Source organism: Bradyrhizobium sp. U87765 SZCCT0048 (assembly GCF_018131225.1).
In the GTDB taxonomy this organism is placed as follows: domain Bacteria; phylum Pseudomonadota; class Alphaproteobacteria; order Rhizobiales; family Xanthobacteraceae; genus Bradyrhizobium_A.
On sequence record NZ_JAFCMM010000004.1, the window covers coordinates 759,987 to 778,973 of the forward strand.

Annotated in this window: 17 protein-coding genes and 1 pseudogene; 12 read left to right on the forward strand and 6 right to left on the reverse strand. The window is 65.9% G+C overall.

Going from position 1 to position 18,987, the window contains the following annotated elements:
- The first annotated feature begins 127 nt into the window (after positions 1-127).
- The 8 genes from JQ639_RS26350 (at position 128) to JQ639_RS26385 (ending at position 7,412) form a co-directional block, all read left to right on the forward strand.
- A complete protein-coding gene (locus JQ639_RS26350) occupies positions 128-1,381 on the forward strand; it encodes an MFS transporter (RefSeq protein ID WP_211968629.1) in 1,254 nt (417 codons plus the stop codon).
- A 10-nt stretch (positions 1,382-1,391) separates the two neighbouring features.
- The gene (locus tag JQ639_RS26355; RefSeq protein WP_211968628.1) at positions 1,392-2,588 is read left to right on the forward strand and encodes an MFS transporter; all 1,197 of its coding nucleotides are present in this window, start codon (positions 1,392-1,394) and stop codon (positions 2,586-2,588) included.
- A gap of 69 nt (positions 2,589-2,657) precedes the next feature.
- Entirely contained in the window at positions 2,658-3,266 is a 609-nt protein-coding gene (locus JQ639_RS26360) for a glutathione S-transferase family protein (RefSeq protein WP_211968627.1), read from the forward strand.
- A 5-nt stretch (positions 3,267-3,271) separates the two neighbouring features.
- Complete coding sequence (locus JQ639_RS26365; protein WP_211968626.1) at positions 3,272-4,012, forward strand: SDR family NAD(P)-dependent oxidoreductase; 741 nt, start codon at positions 3,272-3,274, stop codon at positions 4,010-4,012.
- A gap of 145 nt (positions 4,013-4,157) precedes the next feature.
- Entirely contained in the window at positions 4,158-4,589 is a 432-nt protein-coding gene (locus tag JQ639_RS26370) for a hypothetical protein (protein WP_211968625.1), read from the forward strand.
- A 264-nt stretch (positions 4,590-4,853) separates the two neighbouring features.
- The gene (locus tag JQ639_RS26375; protein WP_211968624.1) at positions 4,854-5,528 is read left to right on the forward strand and encodes a response regulator; all 675 of its coding nucleotides are present in this window, start codon (positions 4,854-4,856) and stop codon (positions 5,526-5,528) included.
- Complete coding sequence (locus tag JQ639_RS26380) at positions 5,525-7,006, forward strand: sensor histidine kinase (RefSeq protein ID WP_211968623.1); 1,482 nt, start codon at positions 5,525-5,527, stop codon at positions 7,004-7,006. Before JQ639_RS26375 ends, JQ639_RS26380 begins: the two co-directional genes overlap by 4 nt.
- A 13-nt stretch (positions 7,007-7,019) precedes the next feature.
- Positions 7,020-7,412: a hypothetical protein gene (locus JQ639_RS26385; protein ID WP_349644575.1), complete on the forward strand. Its 393-nt coding sequence runs from the start codon at positions 7,020-7,022 to the stop codon at positions 7,410-7,412.
- A gap of 483 nt (positions 7,413-7,895) precedes the next feature.
- Here the strand turns inward: JQ639_RS26385 and pdxR are convergent, their stop codons facing one another.
- A complete protein-coding gene (pdxR, locus tag JQ639_RS26390; RefSeq protein WP_249123428.1) occupies positions 7,896-9,293 on the reverse strand; it encodes a MocR-like pyridoxine biosynthesis transcription factor PdxR in 1,398 nt (465 codons plus the stop codon).
- A 100-nt stretch (positions 9,294-9,393) separates the two neighbouring features.
- Here pdxR and JQ639_RS26395 point away from each other — a divergent pair, with 100 nt between their 5' ends.
- Positions 9,394-10,140, forward strand: a complete 747-nt coding sequence (locus tag JQ639_RS26395) for a pyridoxamine 5'-phosphate oxidase family protein (RefSeq protein WP_211968621.1) — start codon at positions 9,394-9,396, stop codon at positions 10,138-10,140.
- 2 nt (positions 10,141-10,142) lie between these two features.
- Here JQ639_RS26395 and JQ639_RS26400 read toward each other — a convergent pair whose 3' ends face one another.
- Positions 10,143-11,669, reverse strand: a complete 1,527-nt coding sequence (locus JQ639_RS26400) for a DUF5677 domain-containing protein (RefSeq protein ID WP_211968620.1) — start codon at positions 11,667-11,669, stop codon at positions 10,143-10,145.
- A gap of 340 nt (positions 11,670-12,009) precedes the next feature.
- Between JQ639_RS26400 and JQ639_RS26405 the strand changes: the two genes are divergently transcribed.
- A complete protein-coding gene (locus tag JQ639_RS26405) occupies positions 12,010-12,771 on the forward strand; it encodes a hypothetical protein (protein ID WP_211968619.1) in 762 nt (253 codons plus the stop codon).
- 13 nt (positions 12,772-12,784) lie between these two features.
- On the opposite strand, the gene JQ639_RS35430 is transcribed toward JQ639_RS26405, so the two are convergent.
- Positions 12,785-13,177 carry an ABC transporter permease family protein gene (locus JQ639_RS35430; protein WP_249123427.1) on the reverse strand — a complete coding sequence of 131 codons (393 nt, stop codon included), beginning with the start codon at positions 13,175-13,177 and terminating at the stop codon, positions 12,785-12,787.
- Between the two features lie 149 nt (positions 13,178-13,326).
- On the opposite strand from JQ639_RS35430, the gene JQ639_RS26415 reads away from it, so the two are divergent.
- Positions 13,327-14,661 (forward strand): MFS transporter, encoded by a 1,335-nt coding sequence (locus JQ639_RS26415; RefSeq protein WP_211968618.1) that lies wholly within the window; start codon positions 13,327-13,329, stop codon positions 14,659-14,661.
- A gap of 16 nt (positions 14,662-14,677) precedes the next feature.
- On the opposite strand, the pseudogene leuB reads toward JQ639_RS26415, so the two are convergent.
- Positions 14,678-15,790, reverse strand: a pseudogene (gene leuB / locus JQ639_RS26420) (3-isopropylmalate dehydrogenase).
- A 96-nt stretch (positions 15,791-15,886) separates the two neighbouring features.
- Here leuB and JQ639_RS26425 point away from each other — a divergent pair.
- On the forward strand, positions 15,887-16,666 hold the full coding sequence (locus JQ639_RS26425) for a helix-turn-helix transcriptional regulator (RefSeq protein ID WP_211968617.1): 780 nt from the start codon (positions 15,887-15,889) through the stop codon (positions 16,664-16,666).
- Positions 16,667-16,709: 43 nt separating this feature from the next.
- Here the strand turns inward: JQ639_RS26425 and JQ639_RS26430 are convergent, their stop codons facing one another.
- Positions 16,710-17,537 carry an ABC transporter permease gene (locus JQ639_RS26430; RefSeq protein ID WP_349644573.1) on the reverse strand — a complete coding sequence of 276 codons (828 nt, stop codon included), beginning with the start codon at positions 17,535-17,537 and terminating at the stop codon, positions 16,710-16,712.
- A gap of 333 nt (positions 17,538-17,870) precedes the next feature.
- A complete protein-coding gene (locus JQ639_RS26435; RefSeq protein ID WP_211968615.1) occupies positions 17,871-18,968 on the reverse strand; it encodes an extracellular solute-binding protein in 1,098 nt (365 codons plus the stop codon).
- Between the last annotated feature and the right edge of the window lie 19 nt (positions 18,969-18,987).

An 18,987-nucleotide genomic window follows, 5' to 3' on the forward strand; every position in this document is an offset into this window, starting at 1 on the left:
TAATGCCATGTGACAAGTCAATGCCATGCGCCGCATGGCTCCCGTGCAGCAGCAGGTGGTTGCAGATAAAAACCAGCTTAAGTATCGATCGAAGCAGTTTCGATGTAAAACCAGCTGGAGGTCGGCGATGGATCTGGATGGCAACGGCACGCTCGAAAGGGCCGTCGCGGCGGATGCCGCATACGCCGGGATCAGCAAGGCGGTGGCGCCGTCCGTATCCGCGCCGGTGGCCTGGCTGCTGGCGCTGGCCGCGGGTCTTGCGGTCGCCAACGCCTACTATGCCCAGCCGCTGATCGACGTGATCGCCGATACGTTCGGCCTCGGCCACGCCGTCGCCGGCTCGATCATCACCCTGACCCAGGTCGGCTATGCCGCGGGGCTCGTGCTGGTGGTGCCGCTCGGCGACCTCTTCGACCGCCGCCGCCTGATCATCGGCCAGCTCGTGGTGCTCGCTGCCGCGCTGCTGCTGGTGGCGTTCGCCGGAAATGCCGGCGTGCTGCTCGCGGGCCTCGCCGCGGTCGGCATGCTCACGGTGGTGACACAGCAGCTGGTCGCACATGCGGCGTCGCTCGCGCGGCCGTCCGAGCGCGGCCGCATCGTCGGCATCGTCACCAGCGGCATCATCACCGGCATTCTCGTGGCGCGCACGGTGTCGGGCACGCTGTCCGATCTCCTTGGCTGGCGTTCGGTGTATATCGTCTCGGCCGTGGCGATCCTGCTCATCGCCCTGCTGCTCGCCGCGACGCTGCCGGCACAGGCGCGACCGAGGGTCCGCGTCCCCTATGGCCGTCTCATCGTGTCGGTGTTCACGCTGTTCGCACAGGAAAAGGTGCTGCGTGTGCGCGGCGCGCTGGCGCTGCTGATCTTCGCCGCGGTGACGGCGCTGTGGACGCCGATGGTGCTGCCGCTCAGCGCGCCGCCGCTGTCGCTGTCGCATACGCAGGTCGGCCTGTTCGGTCTCGCCGGCGCGCTCGGCGCGCTGGGCGCGGCGGCCGCCGGCCGGCTCGCCGATCGCGGCCATGCCGAGCGCACCACGGGCATCGCGCTCGCGCTGATGCTGCTGTCATGGTGGCCGGTGGCGCTGCTGCATGTCTCGCTGTGGCCGCTGGTGATCGGCATCGTCGTCATCGACTTCGGCCTGCAGGCCGTCCATGTCTCGAACCAGAGCCTGATCTATCAGGTGCGCCCGGACGCGCAGAGCCGGCTCGCCGCGGCCTACATGCTCTGCTACTGCGCCGGCTGCGGCGGCGGCTCGCTCGCATCGACGCTGGTCTACGACCGCTTCGGCTGGTCCGGCGTGTGCCTGCTCGGTGCCGTGTTCAGCGCGCTGGCGCTGCTGGTCTGGGCGGTTGCCCGCCCGCGCCCCGCGCCGGCTCGCTGAGGCGCGCAGCATGTCGATCTCCTCCTGCGTGCCGCACGGCTCACGGCAACAGTCCGCCTTTCGCATCTGGCTCGCCGTGGTTGCACTCGGCATCGCCACCTTCGCCATCGTGCTTACCGAATTCGCGCCGATCGGGCTGCTGTCGCAGATTGCCCAAAGCCTGGGTGAGAGCCGCGCCGCGATCGGCCTCACGGTGACGCTCTATGCCTGGATCGGCGCCGCCAGCGCGCTGGTCTGCGCGGTGCTGCTCGGCCGGCTGCCGATCCGCCCGCTGCTGATCGTGCTGATGCTGGTGCTCGCGGCGTCCAACGCGCTGGCGATGCTGTCCGGCAGCTTTGCGGCGTTGCTGGCGTCGCGGGCGCTCGGTGCGGTGGCGCACGGTTTCTTCTGGGCGATGGTCGCAGCGGTGGCGGGGCGGATTGCGCCGCCGGATCGTCTCGGCCTCGCCACCTCCATCGTGTTCGGCGGCATCACGGTGGCCACCGTGCTCGGCGTGCCGCTCGCCAATCTGATCGGCCAGGCCGAGGGCTGGCCGGCGGCGTTCGGCGCCACCGCCGCGCTGTGCGTCGTCACCGCGCTGCTGCTGTCAGCGGTTCTCCCGCCGGTGCGGGCCGACGCCGCGGTCGGCATCGCCGCGCTCGCGGAGGTCGCGCGCAACCGCCCGCTGCGCCGGGTCTACATCGCTGCGGCGTTCACGGTGATCGCGCATTTCGGCGCGTTCACGTTCATCGAAGCTTTCCTCAGGGACATGCCGGGCGTCGCCGCGCCGATGATCGCGGTGCTGCTGTTCGCCTTCGGCGCCGCCGGCATTCTCGGCAATGTGCTGACCGGCATCTTCATCGATCGCTTCATGCGTCCGGCCATCGCGCTCGGCCTTGTCGTGATGGCGGTAGCGCTTGCCGTGCTCGGCCGGGGCGGCGCGCAGCTCGATCTCGCGGCGCTGGTCGTCCTGCTGGTGGCGTGGGGCATGGCGTTCGCCGTGCTGATGGTCGGCCTGCAGGCGGCGGTGCTGCGCACCGCCGGCACTGCCGCGATGCCGGCGTCCGCCATCTACACCGCGGTGTTCAACACCGCCGGCGGCGCCGGCGCGGTGCTTGGCGCCGCGGTGCTGGGCGAGGCCGGTCTCCCCGGCCTGATGCTGTCAGCCGGCGGCGTCGCCCTGCTCGCCTTGCTTGTACTCGTGTCCGGCCGGCGGCCGGGCGCCTGACACCGTCGCCGTGCCCCGGTGGCACGGCGACATCCACCGATCGATGTCTTCAACCCACGGAGCCTGACCATGCTGCTGCTCGGAAGCTACTACTCGCCCTTCGCCCGCCGTGTCGGCGCCGCGCTGATCGCGCGCGATATCCCTTTCACCCATAACGGCGTCAACGTGTTCGTCGATCCGGCGCCGGTGGCCGCCGTCAACCCGCTGGTCAAAATCCCGGTGCTGCAGCTCGACAGTGGCGAGGCCCTGATCGATAGCATGGCCATCGTCGATCACCTCAACGAACAGCTCGGTCCCGACCGTGCGCTGGTGCCGCCGTCAGGCGCCGAGCGGCGGTCGGTGCTGCGTCTGGTCGCGATCGCCGGCACCGTGTGCGAGCAGATCATCGCCTGGGAGGAAGAGCTGCGGCGCACGGAGAGCCAGCCCAAGGCGATCGCCCGTCACCGCCGCGCCATCACCAATGGCTTTGCGGCGCTCGATGCGGCCAGCGGTCCGGATGGCCTGATCGGCCGCGCGCCGCTCGATCTGGCGACCATCAGCGCCTACATCGCCTATGACTATTATGTCGGCAGCGAATTGCCCGAGCGCGACGGCCCGGGCCTCGCACCGCGCCTTGCCGCGGTGGTGGCGCGGCTTGCCAATGATCCGGCGTTCGCGCGCACCCGGTTCCGGAGCTAGCCGCCATGACCGGGCGGATCTGTCTCGTCACCGGGGTCGGCGGCGCCACTGGTGCCGCGATCGCCCGTCGCTTTGCCCGCGATGGCTATCGCGTGGCGATGCTGGCGCGGAACGGAGAGCGTCTTGGCGCGCTGCAGCGGGAGATCGCCGGCAGCGCGGCCTATGCCTGCGACGTCGGCGATCTCGATGCGCTGGCGGCGACCCTCGCGCGGGTGCGCGCCGACCTCGGCGCGCCATCCGTGCTGGTGCACAACGCCGTGTCCGAGACCTTCGCCACCTTCATGGAGGCGGATCCGGCGCTGCTGGAGCGCAACTTCCGTGTCAACACCACGGCGCTGCTGTATCTGGCGCGAGCACTGGCGCCGGACATGGTGGCGGCCGGGCAGGGCGCCATCATCGTCACCGGCAATACCGCGGCCCATCGCGGCGCGGCCAACTATGCGCTGTTCGCGCCCACCAAGGCGGCGCAGCGCATCCTCGCCCAGGCGCTCGCCCGCGATCTCGGGCCGAAGCGCGTCCATGTCGGCTATGTCACCATCGATGCGGCGATCGATGCCGCCTGGCTCGGCGAGGGCGGCCGCACCCGTCCCGCCTGGGTCGAGCCGCCGGCCGGCTGGCCGTGGCCGCGCGAGGATTACTTCGCCCGGCCGGACGCCATCGCCGACGAGGTCTTCCACATCGCCCATCAGCATCCGTCGGTATGGTCGTTCGACCACATCATCCGGCCGTTCGCCGAGAAGTGGTGATGTGGAACGGCCGCGGAATTGCGGCTGATCCGGATACTCGATGAGTGTGGTAAGATGTCACGCCCCGTACGGGAATGGTTTAGATGAATTGATCAGATAATCCTAAAAAGGCATCTTCCCTCGAACGGGGAGGCTGCGAAAAATAATGAACAAACCTGACTACGCAAAAAATTACGAAACTTTAGTGGCTGTAATTACGCATCTCGCAGTAAACAAGTGGGCCCTAAGGCAACCGAAGGGCATCGCTAAGGATTTATCCATCGACGTAGATGCTGTGCGTCCAGTTCTAAGAGCATTTAAGGGACTTTTCCGAGAATCCAAGGGAGTGTCTAAGGATCACGGCGATCATTACTACTCCTTGCATTTGCGGCATTCGAGGCAAATCGTCGATGACAATGTTGATCAGGAGCGTCCGCCGCTTGAGCCGGAGTACTTGTTCAATTTGCTGAGGGTGATTTCCGAGAAGTCCGCTCAGCAATCTCAACAGTTGTCTGCACTTCGAATTGCTGCGCTGACGTCGATTGTTTCGTTGGTCGTTGCGATGATGTCGATCGCAATGGCTCTTCATAAAGCATAGATTTTAGGTGTAGCTGCCTGGCAGCCCCGGAGGGCGGATACAAGCTGTATCTGCCTTGTTGTTATTATCATTTCGACCGGCTCATCCGAGTAGATATCGATCGTTCAGTAAAAAGAATCCGCGTCCGCAACATTGCTGCAATTTCCGCCGACGACACTGCGCCAGCCGCCCGCCCTATCGGGGTGACCGGGGCGGCTGGTCCGGTGCGCGGAGCGGCCCGCTCGGGCCATGCCGTTCGCCGCGTGGTGTCGGACCTCCCAACGGATGCGGATCCTGGTCGTCGAGGATGAGCCGGAGATCGCGGCGCTGCTGCGCACCGCGCTCGAGCGCCAGGATGCCGTCGTCGACCATGTGACGCTGCTGGCGGATGCGGAGGAGGCCGCGCGCCAGGGCGTGCACGACGCCGTCATTCTCGACCGCCGGCTGCCGGATGGCGATGGCCTGACGCTGGTGCCGCGGCTGCGCGCCCGCGGCGTCACTACCCCGGTGATCGTGCTCACCGCGCGTCGCGATCTCGCCGACCGTATCGAGGGCCTCGATAGCGGCGCCGACGATTATCTCACCAAGCCGTTCGCGCTGGAAGAACTGCTGGCGCGGCTGCGCACCGTGTTGCGGCGGCCGTCCGGTCTCGGGGAAGCGGAGGTCGCCGTGGGCACCTTGACCTTCAATATGCTTCACCGCAGCGCCAGTGTGCGCGGCGCGCCGGTCGGCCTGTCGCGGCGCGAACTGCTGGTGCTGGAGGCGTTGGTACGGCGCGCCGGGCGCACCGTGGCGCGCACCGCGCTGGAGGAGGCGGTCTACGGCTTCGCCGAGGAGATCCAGCAGAACGCGCTCGATCCCCATGTCTCGCGGCTGCGCCGCAAGCTCGGCGATGCCGGCGCCGATATCGAGATCCGCAGCGTGCGCGGCGTCGGCTATCTGCTGCGGGCCCTGCCATGAGCGCAAGGCCCGACAAGCCGCCGGGGTCGCTGCACTGGCGGCTGGTGCGCAACATCATCGCGATGCAGGCCGTGGGCATCCTTCTGCTGCTCGGGTTGATCATCGCGTTGCTCGGTTTCAACGAGCTTGAGGACGATGCCGCGGTGGTCGAAGCGGCGCGCGGCGCGGTGTTCCGCGATGCCGCCGGCGCGCTGGCGTTGCGTGACACCCCGGCGCTCGCGGCGCTGCGCGCGGCGCGTCCCCGGCTGTGGTTCGTGGTGCGCGATGCCGACGGCGTCATGGCGGTTTCCGGCGAGGTGCCGCCGCGCTTTCGCGGCGACTTCGGCGCGGTTCTCGCCACGACCGATCGCGCCAACCTCAGCTGGGGCCTCGGCGACAACAGCCCGACCGCGGCGCTGAAACGGCAGAAGACCGATGCCGGCCTTGTCCAGATTCTTGGCGGCACCGGCGATGCGGTCTCGCGCGCCAGGACGGTCAGCCTCAATATCGACGCGCGCCTCGAGGTGGAAGAGAATGCGAAGGGCTGGCGCACCTGGCTCAAGATCGCTGTCGCCATCGCCGTGCTGCTTGTCGTCTCCGGTGTCGTGCCGATCGTGTTGGTGATGGGCGCCGCGACCATGGTGGCGACCCCCATTGTCGTGCGCCGTGCGCTCGGCGGCCTGCGCGAGACCGCGGAGCACGCCAGCCTGATCGACATCAATCGCCTCGCGGTGCGGCTGCCGACCAGCCAGGTGCCGCGCGAGGTCGCGCCGCTGGTGCAGGCGGTCAATCGCGCGCTGGAGCGGCTCGACGATGGTTACGACCGGCGCAGCCGCTTCATGGCCGACGCCGCCCACGAGCTGCGTACGCCGATCACCATCCTGCAGACCCGCCTCGAACTGCTGCCGCCGAGCCCCGAGCGGACCCGCCTGATTGAGGACGTCACGCGCCTTGCGCTGCTTGCCGAGCAGTTGCTCGACCTGCAGCGCCTCGACCATATCGACGTCTTTACGCCGCTCGATCTTGTCGCCCTCGCCCGCCATGTCGTCGAGGACATGGCGCCGATCGCCATCGCCGCCGGCTACGACCTCGCGTTCGAGCCGGACGAGGCGCGCGTGCCCGTGCTCGGCGACCAGACCTCGCTGGAGCAGGCGCTGACCAATCTGGTGCAGAACGCCATCGAGCATGGCGGCCGCAAGGGCGTCATCACCGTGGCGGTCGATAGCTCCGGCGCGGTGGAAGTGCGCGACGAGGGCCCCGGCGTGCCGCAGGACGAGCGCGCGCGGGTGTTCGAGCCGTTCTATCGCCTGCACCCGCGTTCCACCGGCGCGGGCCTTGGTCTCAATCTCGTGCGCGAGATCGCGCGCCGCCATCTCGGCCGTGTCAGCGTCACGGATACGGCCATTGGCGGCGCCTGTTTCCGCATCGAACTCCATCGTCATGCGGAGGCGGCGCCCGCCGCCGCGCCGGCCGTGGCCGAACCACGAATGCTCAAGTGAAAGGGATGCTTCCGTGAAACTCTTGCCGCCGATGCGTGGCCGCCTCGGCCTCGCCGCGCTCGCGCTCGTCTCCAGCCTGCTGCTCGCCGGCTGCGCCTCCGACATCATGAAGGGCTATGTCGGCCAGCCGATCGAGGCGGCGATCGCCGACTATGGCCCGCCGATCAACAGCTTCGACCTCGGCGACGGCCGCCGCGCCTTCCAGTGGCGGCAGGTGCACAACGACGTCGTGCCCGGCAGGTCGCGCGTCGACATCCGCGACACGCGCTATGGCGAGCGCCGCGTCGAGACCCATACGCCGGGCTATGTCGAGAGCCGTGAATGCTTCTACACTCTCTACGCCACCCCGCGCGACGGCCGCTGGTTCGTCACTGATTTTCGCAAGCCGACGCTGATGTGCGAGTAGTGAAGGTGTGCGACGCGCGTGATGCCCGGTACACGTTGTACGGCGTCCGCGTTGAACTGTGGCGCTAGCCACACCCACCGCGTCATTGCCGGGCTCGACCCGGCAATCCAGCTTCGTCGCTACGTATTGTGAGTCAGGAAAAGCTGGATCACCGGGTCTCGGCGCTCCGCGCCGGCCCGGTGATGATGCAGAGGGTGCGGAAGCGCTTGTTCGTCGCACAAGCGCACTGACTTGCGGGTTTCTTCGCTTTCCTGCACAGCGCCGACGTTGATTGTCGTCATCCGTCACCCTGAGGTGCATAGCCCCGGCTTTAGCCGGGGCGTTCTTTGAAAGCCACAAGTCGGGCAAGCCCGACTTGTGGTGCGGAGCATGGCCCTCGAAGGGCGACGGCCCGGGCGGCAGCTCAGCGGCCGTTCATCCTTCGAGGCGCGCAAGAGCGCGCACTTCAGGATGACGGGACACGCGCGCCGGAAATCGCCGCGCTCACTCCTCCGCCCGCAACACCTCGCCGAGCGTCCGCGCTGCGCGCCGCAATGCCTCGACACTGAACCCTGAGAATCCCAGCACCAGCCCCTGCCGCGCCGGTGCATCGAGATACATCGGCGACAGCGCCCGCACGGCGACGCCGGCGGCCTCCGCCGCGGTGACGATCTCGGTATCGCGCCGCGGATGGTCGAGCGCCGCGACGAGATGCAGCCCCTGCTCCGGCACGGTCACCGCCAGATGGGCGGCCGTGTGCGCCTGCAGCTGCGCCACCAGCGTGTCGCGCGCGGTCTGCACCGTGCGCCGGGCGCGGCGCAGGTGGGCGGCGAAATGGCCCTCGCTGATCAGCGTCGCCAGCGCATTCTCCATCACCGTCGGCGGATGGCGGTCGGAGCGGGCGCGCAGCTCCAGCACGGCGCCGAGCAGCGGCTCCGGCAGCACCGCGTAGCCGACGCGCAGGCCGGGAAACAGCACCTTGGAGAACGTGCCGAGATAGGCGACGCGGCCGCCGCCATCCATGCCCTGCAGCGCGGTCAGCGGCGGCCCGGCGAAGCGGAATTCGCTGTCGTAGTCGTCCTCAATGATCCAGGCGTCATGGCGCTGCGCCCAGGCGATCAGCGCGAGGCGGCGCGCCATGGTCATGGTGACGCCGAGCGGGAATTGATGCGACGGCGAGACATAGACCAGCCGCGCCGGCCGCGAGGGCCCCTGCGCGATGTCGAGGCCGGACGCATCCACCGGCAGGCCGGCGAGCTTCGCTCCTGCGCCGAGCAGCGCCGCCCGCGCCATCGGATAGCCGGGGTCCTCGATCCACGCGGTGTCGCCGGGCTTCAACGCCGCGCGGGCGACGAGATCGAGCGCCTGCTGTGTGCCGGAGGTCAGCACGATCTCTTCGGCATGGCAGCGCACGCCGCGTGCGGCCGTGAGATACGCCGCGACGGCTTCGCGCAGCGCTCGGCTGCCGCGCGGGTCGCCATAGTGGAAATGGTCGGGGTGCGGCCGCATCAGGTCGCGCGACAGCAGGCGGCGGAAGATCCGCAGCGTGCGCGCATCCGATACCGCGACGCCGAGGGTGCAGGCCTGCGGCATTGCCGCCGGCGGCGCCGCGCGCGCCGTCTTTTTCGATGGTCGCGCGGGTGTTGCCGGCACGGCCTGCGACAGGTCCGGCACCCGCGCCGCGACGAAGGTGCCCGCGCCGGTGCGCGCCTCGACGAAGCCTTCCGCGCCCAGCATCTCGAACGCGGCGACGGCGGCGGCGCGCGACAGCCGCAGGCGCTGCGCGAGGTCGCGCGTCGTCGGCAGCTTCGCGCCGGCCGGCACGCGGCCGCCCTCGATCAGCTGGCGGATGGCGCGATACAGCGCCCGCGCGCGCGGCCCTTCGCCCGGCAGCACAGGCATCAGCGCCGACCAGTCCGGCGGATTGGTCGCACTTTTTGATCGGGAATTGGTCCTTTTTTGAACCATTGGCATGGCGCACAGTGGTCCTGCCAGCCTGACGATGCAAGCCAGATCGAGGACAGAAGCCGTGAGCGACAGCCCGCCGACCACCTCCGCGCCGTTCCCTGTCACCGAGCGCAACCGCATGAAGCGCTATTACGAGCGCGGCAGCTACGATCGCGATGCGGTGTTTGCCGTGCTCGACAGCGCGATGCTGTGCCATATCGCTTATGTCATCGACGGCCAGCCCTACTGCACGCCCACCATCCACTGGCGCGAGGACGACGTGCTGTACTGGCACGGCTCGTCCGCGAGCCGGATGCTGCGCCATCTGCGCGCCGGCACGCCGGCGTGCCTCACCGTGACCCATCTCGACGGCCTGGTGCTGGCGCGCTCCGGCTTCAACCACTCCGTCAACTACCGCTCGGCGATGTGCTTCGGCACCGCGCGCATTGTCGACGATGCGGCCGCCAAGGCGCGCGCGCTGAACGGCCTCGTCGATCGCTTCTATCCCGGCCGCGCCGCAACGCTGCGGCCGATGACGGAGCAGGAGATCAAGGCGACGACCGTCATCGCCATGCCCATCGACGATGCCGCCACCAAGTCCCGCGCCAAGGGCGTCGGCGATGACGAGGAGGATTATGATTTTCCGGTGTGGGCCGGCGTCATCCCCGTGCGCACGATCGTTGGCGCCGACGAACCATGCCCGCGCCTATTGCCCGGCGTCGCGCGGCCGGAGGGACTGGCGGGGTATCGCGAGGGGGCGCGGCTGGATGAAGTGTTTGGGGAGGCGATGCGGGGCGGGTGACATCAGTTTTCACAAAGATCAACGGCTCCAGCGCCAACGGCGTTCCTCCATTTCAGTCGAGATTTGAACGGGGGAAATAGGTGAGCGACTTTCTCAAGGGCTAGATTGCAGATTTTTGCTAGATCAGGAACTGTATCTTCGTTCAGCTTCCGGGGAGGTATTGGAATTCGATGTAGACGATGAAGAGGGTTAGCGCATTGAGCAAAAGCCGCATGTCGAACAGCTGCCCAATTTGCGTGAACATAGCCAGATAGTGCGTCATAGTAGGTATCGTAAAAGGTCTTTAGACCAGCTTCTTCGGAGATAGTCCGGAGATTTTTGTTCGCCCACGCGCCGAGTTTGATGTCGAGATGCTCCATCCATATATCCTCGTTCGCAAAGCTCTGAAGAAGTTCTGCGCTGATGAATGATGGAGCTTCATCCAGATCTAGGTGCTTTAGGTATGCGAGCTTGGCCTGTCCGCTTCCATAATTTCGGTACTGTAGCCAAATCGTGGGGTCATCTTTATGCGCTAGATAAGCCAATGTGATGTACGCTTCTACGGCCGAGCGCAGTGCCACTCGTCCTTGAACGGTCGATCCGATATTTGGCTCAAGGCAAAAATGCAAAAGCTGCATAATATAAAAAGCCAATCCAAATGTACTGTCGAGCTTGGGATCTGCTGCAGTTGTTGTGACGGCTGATATGAAATGATCGGTTAGCTCGTTATGCAGAGAGTGAATTTGCTTAGCCAAATCCGCGTGATCTAGCGCCCATACATTTATATCGGGATTGATGGCGAGACACTCAGTCTTCTCCCAACATTCGTTCCAGAAACTGTTGTTCCAAGCGGGAGAATCTTTGCTTAAGGGATGAGACCCAGGGCGTGTGGAGATTTCGAGGGCTCGAATTGATGGCCGCACTGCCTTCATATCCCCTTTGTTAGGGTACTCAAGGTATTCGTCGAGCCTTTGTTTCATTGACGGAGGCAAAAGAAGTTTCTCGGCTAAGATCAAAGTCATTACCTTTAGCCAACGACAATCTGTTGCTTCCTGCGATTGGTGATCCAGAGAAGCTGCGACCGCAGAAGCAACGAAGGTCCACTTCTCCGGACTAGGCGATGGCAGAAGGGCCTCCCAAAATTTGCGATCCGGAAGGCTTTCGAAAAGGAGGAGTGCAGAAAGGACTTCTCTCGAACGCTCGTCCTTACATAAATCGCCGAAGAGTTGATTGAACTGATCTTGAGAAAGGGTGGCGAGCTTAGAGTGCTCCAACGCAGCATCGTCTTCGAATATATTCTTGTGCTGTGCAACTAAATTGAGCACGCTACGAAAATGCCTCAAAGCGTCGTCACGAGGCAATGTTCCAACTAGGAGGATGGCCCAAAGAATATTCGGAAGGCCGTTCTCGATCCATGACGTGAATTGGAGATTGGGAATTTGTTTGCTTGGCGCCTCGAGAACGTTTCCTTTGCGTTTCAGTTTAGTTAGACGCTCGTTACGAGCTCTAATTTGCGTCGCTGATTTACTGTTATTAGTTGTTTTAATCATCAAACTTGTCTGCTTCGCAAAACGGGGTTCGGCAGGCGAGGTGAAAATATTGGACGCAGGTCGAAGAATTTTGGCACGAATCAATCCGCGTAATAGATATCGTAGTTTGAAGGGCGCACCCGTTCGAGCAGCTATAGGCCCTATATCTGAAGACCATGCGCGCGGCCTCACTATATACCCAGCCCGCTGTTTTCATAAGATGATGTCGTTTACGTGAGCGGTATTACTGAGGGGCTCAGCCACCCGCATGGCGCTCGGCAGTACATCAAGTTGTTGTTCAAGTTCGAGCCTTCACTCAGATCAGGCACCTCTAGCCACAGTTCGGTTATGGAAGGACGAAATGATCCGCGATTTATCGACTTGGGTCGGCGCAACTGCAGTTCGTATTGGAAAATTGTGGGTGCCGAGCCGCCAAGCCGAAGCGACATTAGCAAAGTACACCAAGCAAATATTCTGTCTCACCGGAAATGAGAACTATCCATACTCGTTTCGAGGATCGGCTACTACGGTTCGAATTGCGGACAGGTGCTTCGCTCTCTGGTGTCGCCACCAAGTTCGCGATTTCACGCCCGACAATGTGACGATTCCAATCGAAGACGGAACCGTTCTGGTGTCCGGATCTAGTCTGCTGTCCGTAGAGGAAGACGATGGGAATGCGGATGAGGAGTTCAAGGATATTTGCGCTGCAGAATTCTTGGTCGAGAACTACAAATCTCCGAAGCTCGAAAAGGCGTTCTTTCCTTTGATGGAGGAAGATGTCTGGAGGGGAAATTCGGACGCGAACTTCTATCTATTTGGCTATCCTAGTGAGCTGCGTTCTATTGACTATGAGGAGGCGAGGTTGCACCTGCAGCAGGCCGTAACCAGCGCCGAGTATAACGGTGCTAGTCAAGCTCGATATCTTCATTCGCTAAAAATTACCGGCAAGAAGAGTTTTACTCAAGACGGCTTAAGTGGGGGGCCGGTTTATCATGTCGCGAAGGGCAGAGATGGGTTTTGTATCGGACTCGCTGGTATCATCGTGAGAGGTGGAAACCACAATGTACACTTTGTCGACATAAGGTTTGTACTGTCATTGTTGGGAGCCGGTCGGAAGATCTGAAATGTTCAATCCCTCAATTCTCGAAAGCTGTGAGCGGCTTTGCGTTGGCATCCTTTCCGGCCTCGCCTTGACTATCTACCGCCGCTTCCCCGCCGGCGCGGATCGCCTCTCCCAATGCGACGATGCAGGCGCAGATCGCCACCAGCACCAGCGATGCGGCGGAGGCGGCGGGTAGGTCGGTGCCGGTCTCGGAGATCTTGCTGTAGAGCACGAGCGGCAGGATGTTGACCTGGGTACCGGCAAGGGCGAGCGCGGTGCCGTAGGCGCCCAGGGCGACGGTCGAGGTCAGGCAGAACGCGGCGACGAGGCTCGGCAGGATCTGCGGCAGCATCACCTCGATCACGGCACAGAATACGCCGACGCCGAGACAGGATCGCGAGCACGACGCGCTCTGGACAGACGTCATTCAACCATTTAACACGTTAAATATCTCGGTTGCGACGTCTTGCCGCGTTCACGCTGCGGGTCTCGTGCGCCGAGGGCTTGCCGATGCGCCGGGAGCTTTGCGTCGTCCGGTGCGATCCTTTGCTGAACGTCTCTTGTCGAGCCCTGCCGATGCACACTCCTGTTGCTGGCGCGCCAGCGCCGCTCTCCGCCGCCGATCTCGAACGCACCGGCGTCTACCGCACCATCGCCCTGCGGCTGATCCCGTTTCTGTTCGTGTGCTACGTCGTCAACTTCCTCGACCGCACCAACATCGGTTTCGCGCAGCTCGCGCTGAAGGATGAGCTCGGCTTCAGCAACGCGGTCTATGGCTTTGGCGCCAGCCTGTTCTATGTCGGCTACATCCTGTTCGAGGTGCCCAGCAACATGCTGCTGCAGCGCATCGGCGCGCCGAAGACCATCATGCGCATCATGGTGCTGTGGGGCCTGATGTCGGTGGCGATGGCGGCGGTGTCGTCGCCGCTGCAGTTCTATGTGCTGCGCTTCCTGCTCGGCGTCGGCGAGGCCGGCTTCATGCCCGGCATCCTGTTCTATCTCAGCGGCTGGGTGCCGGCGTCGCAGCGCGCGCGCTTCACCGCGCTGTTCATGATCGCGATCCCGATCTCGGGTGTGATCAGCGGGCCGATCTCCGGCGGCATCATGCAGTTCCTCGCCGGCGCCGGCGGCCTCAGGGGCTGGCAATGGCTGTTCATCCTCGAGGGCGCCCCGGCCATCGTGCTCGGCATCATCGCCGCCTTCGTGCTCGCGAAGGGCCCCGCGGATGCCAAATGGCTCAGCCCGGCGCAGCGCGAAGGGCTGCTCGCCGCGATCCGCGCCGACAGCGCGACATCCACCCGGCGCGCCGCCCGTCTCGGTGAAGTGCTGCGCGAGCCGATGCTCTATGTGCTCGCGTTCTACTGCGTCGGCATGAACGGCTCGATTGGCGGCTTCTCGTTTTGGCTGCCGACCATCGTCAAGGGGTTCGGCGTCAGCAACACCTTCCATGTCGGCCTGCTGGTCGCGATCCCCTATCTCGCCGGTGCGGTGGCGCTGGTGCTCAACGGCCGCCATTCGGACAAGACCGGCGAGCGGCGCTGGCACGCCGCCGGCGCCATGCTGGCCGCGTCGTTCGGCTGGCTGCTGCTGCCGCTCGCCATCCATCAGCCGGTGATCGCGATGGCGCTGATCACGCTGGCGACCGCGGGAACGATCGCCTGTCTCGCCTGCTTCTGGTCGATGGTGCCGCTGTATTTTCCTGCCGGCGCGGCCATCGCGTTCGCCGGCGTCTCCAGCCTCGGCAGTCTCGGCAGCCTTGCGAGCCCGGCCCTCGTCGGCTGGATTGCCACCGCCACGGGCTCGGTGGTCAACGGCACGCTCTATCTCGGCAGCGTCATGCTGGTGGCGGCCGCGTGCCTGATAGCGGCGACGGCGACGCGCCGTACGCCGCAGGCCGGGCCGTCCGCTTAGGACGGCCCGCAGCGCATCAGTTCAGCCGCTTGCCGACCTCGGCGCGGATGGCCGCGCCCATCTGCGCGGTGGAGACGGCAGCCTCGCCGTCGCCGCGGATGTCGGCGGTGCGCACGCCTGCCGCGAGCACGGCGGCGATCGCGGCCTCGATCGTGTCGGCGACGTCGCCGAGGCCGAACGAATAGCGCAGGCACATCGCGAACGATCCGATCATCGCAATCGGATTGGCGATGCCCTTGCCGGCGATGTCCGGCGCCGATCCGTGCACCGGCTCGTACAGCGCCTTGCGCCGGCCCGTCGCGGCGTCGACGGCACCGAGCGAGGCTGACGGCAGCATGCCGAGCGAGCCCGTCAGCATCGCGCAGACGTCGGAGAGGATGTCGCCAAAGAGATTGTCGGTGACGATGACGTCGAACTGCCTGGGCGCGCGCACCAGCTGCATGCCCAGCGAATCGGCGAGCTGGTGATCCAGCCGAACGTCGGCATGCTCGCGCTGGTGCAGCGCCGTCATCACCGCGCGCCACAGCACGCCCGATTTCATCACATTGTGCTTGTCCGCCGAGGTCACGCGGTTGTTGCGCGTCCGCGCCAGCTCGAACGCGACGCGGCCGACGCGCTCGATCTCGCGGGTGTCGTAGATCTGGGTGTCGACGCCGCGCTTCTGGCCATCGCCGAGATCGACGATCTCCTTCGGCTCGCCGAAATAGATGCCGCCGGTCAGTTCGCGCACCAGCAGGATGTCGAGGCCCTCCACCACCTCGCGCCTCAGCGAGGATGCGTCGGCCAGCGCCGGATAGCAGATCGCGGGCCGCAGGTTGGCGAACAGGTCGAGATCCCGGCGCAGGCGAAACAGGCCCGCCTCGGGGCGCCTGTCATAGGGCACGCCCTGCTATTTGGGGCCGCCGACCGCGCCGAGCAGCACCGCGTCCGCCGCCGCGGCGAGGCGCATGTCGGCGTCGGAAATCGCCTGGCCATGGGCATCGTAGGCGACGCCGCCGACCAGTCCCGTCTCCAGCGCGAAGTCGGCGACGCCGGCCTGCCCGAGCAGTCCGGCGAGTTGCGCGACCTCGGCCATCACCTCGGGGCCGATGCCGTCGCCGGGCAACAGGAGCAGCGTATGGCGGGTCATTTCGTCGTGTCCTCTGTCATGATGTCGATGGACGCGAGGATGAAAGCCGCCGCATACTGGTTCAAGAAGGCATCTTATCCTGGTATAAATTGCACCATGACCTCGACGGATTCACGCAGCGCCTCCCGTCACGCCCTGGGCACGTTCCTGCGCACCCGGCGCGAGCGGCTGCCGGTGCCGCCGACCGCGTCGGGCCGCCGCCGCACGCCGGGCCTGCGGCGCGAGGAAGTTGCCGAGGCCTGCGGCGTCAGCCACACCTGGATCACCTGGCTCGAGCAGGGCCGCGATGTTTCGGCCTCGCCCCATGCGCTGGCGCGCCTCGCGGAAGCGCTGCGCCTGGTGCCGGCCGAGCGCACCTATCTGTTCGAGCTCGCCGGCAAGCGCGATCCGGCGGCGCCCGTCGCCGGTGACGACGATCTGCCGCCGCAGGTTCTGGCGCTGCCGGACCGCATGACCATTTCCGCCTACCTGCTCGATCACACCTGGATGGCGCGGGCGTGGAATGCCGACGCCGCCGCGCTGTTCACGGGCTGGCTTGATGGCGACCACGACCGCAATCTGCTGCGTTTCATCTTTCTGTCGCCGGCCGCACAGCGTCTGATCGTCGACTGGGACGAGCGCGCCCGCCGGGTGGTCGCCGAATTTCGCGCCGATGTCAGCCGTCGCCTGCGCGATCCGTCGATGCAGGCACTGATCGAGGACCTGATGACACGCTCCGCGGTGTTCGCGCGGCTGTGGCAGGAGCAGGCGGTGCTCGGCCGCGAGGGCGGCGAGCGGCTGTTCGATCACCCGCGCCGCCGCTACTACCAGTCGACGCTGCTGCTGTCGTCCCATCCGGACATCAAGCTGATCAGCCTGACGCCTCTCGCCGGGTGAGTGCGTGTCGCGGCGTTTGGTGCCGCGGGGAGTGCGCGCGGCGTCAGCGCCGCTTGCCCGCGGGCCGGATCGCTTCGCCCAGCGCGACGATGCAGGCGCAGATCGCCACCAGCACCAATGATGCGGCGGAGGCGGCGGGCAGATCCGTGCCGGTCTCGGAGATCTTGCTGTAGAGCACGAGCGGCAGGATGTTGACCTGGGTGCCGACAAGGGCGAGCGCCGTACCGTAGGCGCCGACGGCCACCGCCGCCGTCAGGCAGAAGGCGGCGACAAGGCTGGGCAGGATCTGCGGCAGCATCACCTCGATCACGGCGCGGAAGGCGCCGGCGCCGAGCGAGCGGGCGGCGGCGAGCTGGCTGCGGTCGAAGTTGCTGATCGCCGGCAGCACGATCAGCACCACGCGCGGCACGAGGTAGTAGGAGTAGGCGAGCCCGAGCCCGATCGGCGAGAAGATGAAGGCGCCGGTCACCGCGGGATCGAGGCCGAGCTTGGCGAGCAGCAGCGTGACGAAGCCGGCGCGGCCCAGCAGCAGGATGAAGCCATAGGCGACGATCAGGCCGGAGAACGTCAGAGGGAGCGAGATCGCGATCAGCGCGGCGGTGCGCAAGCCCGGCGCGACGCGCGCCAGCGTCAGCGCGACACAGAAGCCGATGGTCAGCGAGAACAGCGGCGCCACGGTGCCGAGCAGCAGCGTGCCGCGCAGCCCGTTCCAGAACACCGGGTCGGCGGCGAGGCGGCCGAACGCCGCGCCGCCATCGGAGAACGCGCCGATCAGCACGGCGGTGACCGGCGCGATGAAGAACAGGCCGAGCACCAGCACGCCCGGCGCGGCAAAGGCGGTCAGCGCGGTTTTGGGGGCGCGGGTGCTCACGTGGGGCTTCTCACTCTGCTGTTGTGATCCGTCACCCTGAGGTGGTCCCGCGCAGCGGGACCCTCGAAGGGCGACGGCCCGGGCGGTGAGGCCGGGGCCGTTCATCCTTCGAGGCTCGCTTCGCTCGCACCTCAGGATGACGGGGTGGGTGCAGGCGTGGTTGCGAGGTTGGATGTCAGGCTTACGGCCGGGCTTTTCATCTTGCGATGGCTGAAGCTCGACCACGTCAGGTAAAGACGACTGCTTCCTATCTCTGTCGTCGCCGGGCAGCGCGATCCGTCTTTGACGGATCGCGCTGCCCGGCCACGACACGATGGAGGACGAGGCCTCCGCTCACTGCCCCAGCACGGCCTTGGCCCAGCCGGCGTCGATCTCGCCCTTCTTGGCCACGGCTTTCGCGATGTCGATGGGGCGGATCTGCGGGGCGGCGGGCATCTTGTCGGCGACGGACGGCGGCAGCGCGACGCCGGGCACGGCGGGGCGCACGAAACCCTCGGCAAAAATCTTCTGGCCGTCATCGGTCATGATGAAGTTGAGCCACAGCTTGCCGGCATTGGGGTTCGGGCCGCCCTTGACCAGCGAGATGGCGTAGGGCGCGGCGGCCGAAGCTTCCTTGGGGATCACCACCGCGATGTTGTCGCCCATGCCGTCGACATGCTTGGCCTTGAGGCCGTCGTTCTCGTAGCCGATCCAGATCGGGATCTCTCCTTTCAGGAACTGGGCGTAAGGCGTGGTGCCCATGGTGCGCAGCACGTTGCCGGCTTTCGACAGCTTGCCGAGATAGTCGATGCCCGGAGCGATGTCGTCCATGCTGCCGCCGTTGCCGAAGGCGCTTGCGAACGCGATCACCTGGCCCTGGCCGGTGGAGCGCGGGTCGAGATAGACGATGGCGTTCTTGTAATCGGGCTTGAGCAGGTCCGCCCAGCTCTGCGGCACGTCCTTGACCAGCTTGGTGTTGACCAGGAACGCGACATTGAGGGTGTGGATGGTGAACCACTGGCCCTCGGGATGGCGCAGCGTGTCCGGCAGCTTGTCGAAATTCACCGGCTTGAAGTCGGCGACGACGCCGGCCTTGGCGGCGTCGAGCGCGGAGGCGGCGAAGTAATAGGCGGTGTCGGCCTGCGGGCGGTTGCGCGACTTGTCGAGGGTCACGACCGTCGCGGCGGAGCCGAGGTCGTTGTAGACCATCTCGACGCCGGGATAGCGCTTCTGGAACGCCTTGAACTCAGCCGCCCAGTTCGCCCAGGTCGGGCCGGTGTCGAACGACACCACGAGGCCTTCCTTCCTGGCGGCGTCGTACAGCGCCTGTTCGCCGGGATAGAGCTCGCCGCCGTCGAGCGCGAGCGCGGCATGGGAGGTGACGAGCGGCGCCGCAAGCGTCGCTGCGGCGGTCGAGAGCAGGAAGGCGCGTCGGTTGAGGGATCCGGTCATGACGAGGTCCTTGCAGGGG

Coding starts and splice junctions, on each gene's coding strand:
- JQ639_RS26350 (WP_211968629.1), top strand. CDS start 128: ATGGATCTGGATGGCAACGGCACGCTCGAAAGGGCCGTCGCGGCGGAT.
- JQ639_RS26355 (WP_211968628.1), top strand. CDS start 1,392: ATGTCGATCTCCTCCTGCGTGCCGCACGGCTCACGGCAACAGTCCGCC.
- JQ639_RS26360 (WP_211968627.1), top strand. CDS start 2,658: ATGCTGCTGCTCGGAAGCTACTACTCGCCCTTCGCCCGCCGTGTCGGC.
- JQ639_RS26365 (WP_211968626.1), top strand. CDS start 3,272: ATGACCGGGCGGATCTGTCTCGTCACCGGGGTCGGCGGCGCCACTGGT.
- JQ639_RS26370 (WP_211968625.1), top strand. CDS start 4,158: ATGAACAAACCTGACTACGCAAAAAATTACGAAACTTTAGTGGCTGTA.
- JQ639_RS26375 (WP_211968624.1), top strand. CDS start 4,854: ATGCGGATCCTGGTCGTCGAGGATGAGCCGGAGATCGCGGCGCTGCTG.
- JQ639_RS26380 (WP_211968623.1), top strand. CDS start 5,525: ATGAGCGCAAGGCCCGACAAGCCGCCGGGGTCGCTGCACTGGCGGCTG.
- pdxR (WP_249123428.1), bottom strand. CDS start 9,293: ATGCCTGTGCTGCCGGGCGAAGGGCCGCGCGCGCGGGCGCTGTATCGC.
- JQ639_RS26395 (WP_211968621.1), top strand. CDS start 9,394: ATGCAAGCCAGATCGAGGACAGAAGCCGTGAGCGACAGCCCGCCGACC.
- JQ639_RS26400 (WP_211968620.1), bottom strand. CDS start 11,669: ATGATTAAAACAACTAATAACAGTAAATCAGCGACGCAAATTAGAGCT.
- JQ639_RS26405 (WP_211968619.1), top strand. CDS start 12,010: ATGATCCGCGATTTATCGACTTGGGTCGGCGCAACTGCAGTTCGTATT.
- JQ639_RS35430 (WP_249123427.1), bottom strand. CDS start 13,177: ATGACGTCTGTCCAGAGCGCGTCGTGCTCGCGATCCTGTCTCGGCGTC.
- JQ639_RS26415 (WP_211968618.1), top strand. CDS start 13,327: ATGCACACTCCTGTTGCTGGCGCGCCAGCGCCGCTCTCCGCCGCCGAT.
- JQ639_RS26425 (WP_211968617.1), top strand. CDS start 15,887: ATGACCTCGACGGATTCACGCAGCGCCTCCCGTCACGCCCTGGGCACG.
- JQ639_RS26435 (WP_211968615.1), bottom strand. CDS start 18,968: ATGACCGGATCCCTCAACCGACGCGCCTTCCTGCTCTCGACCGCCGCA.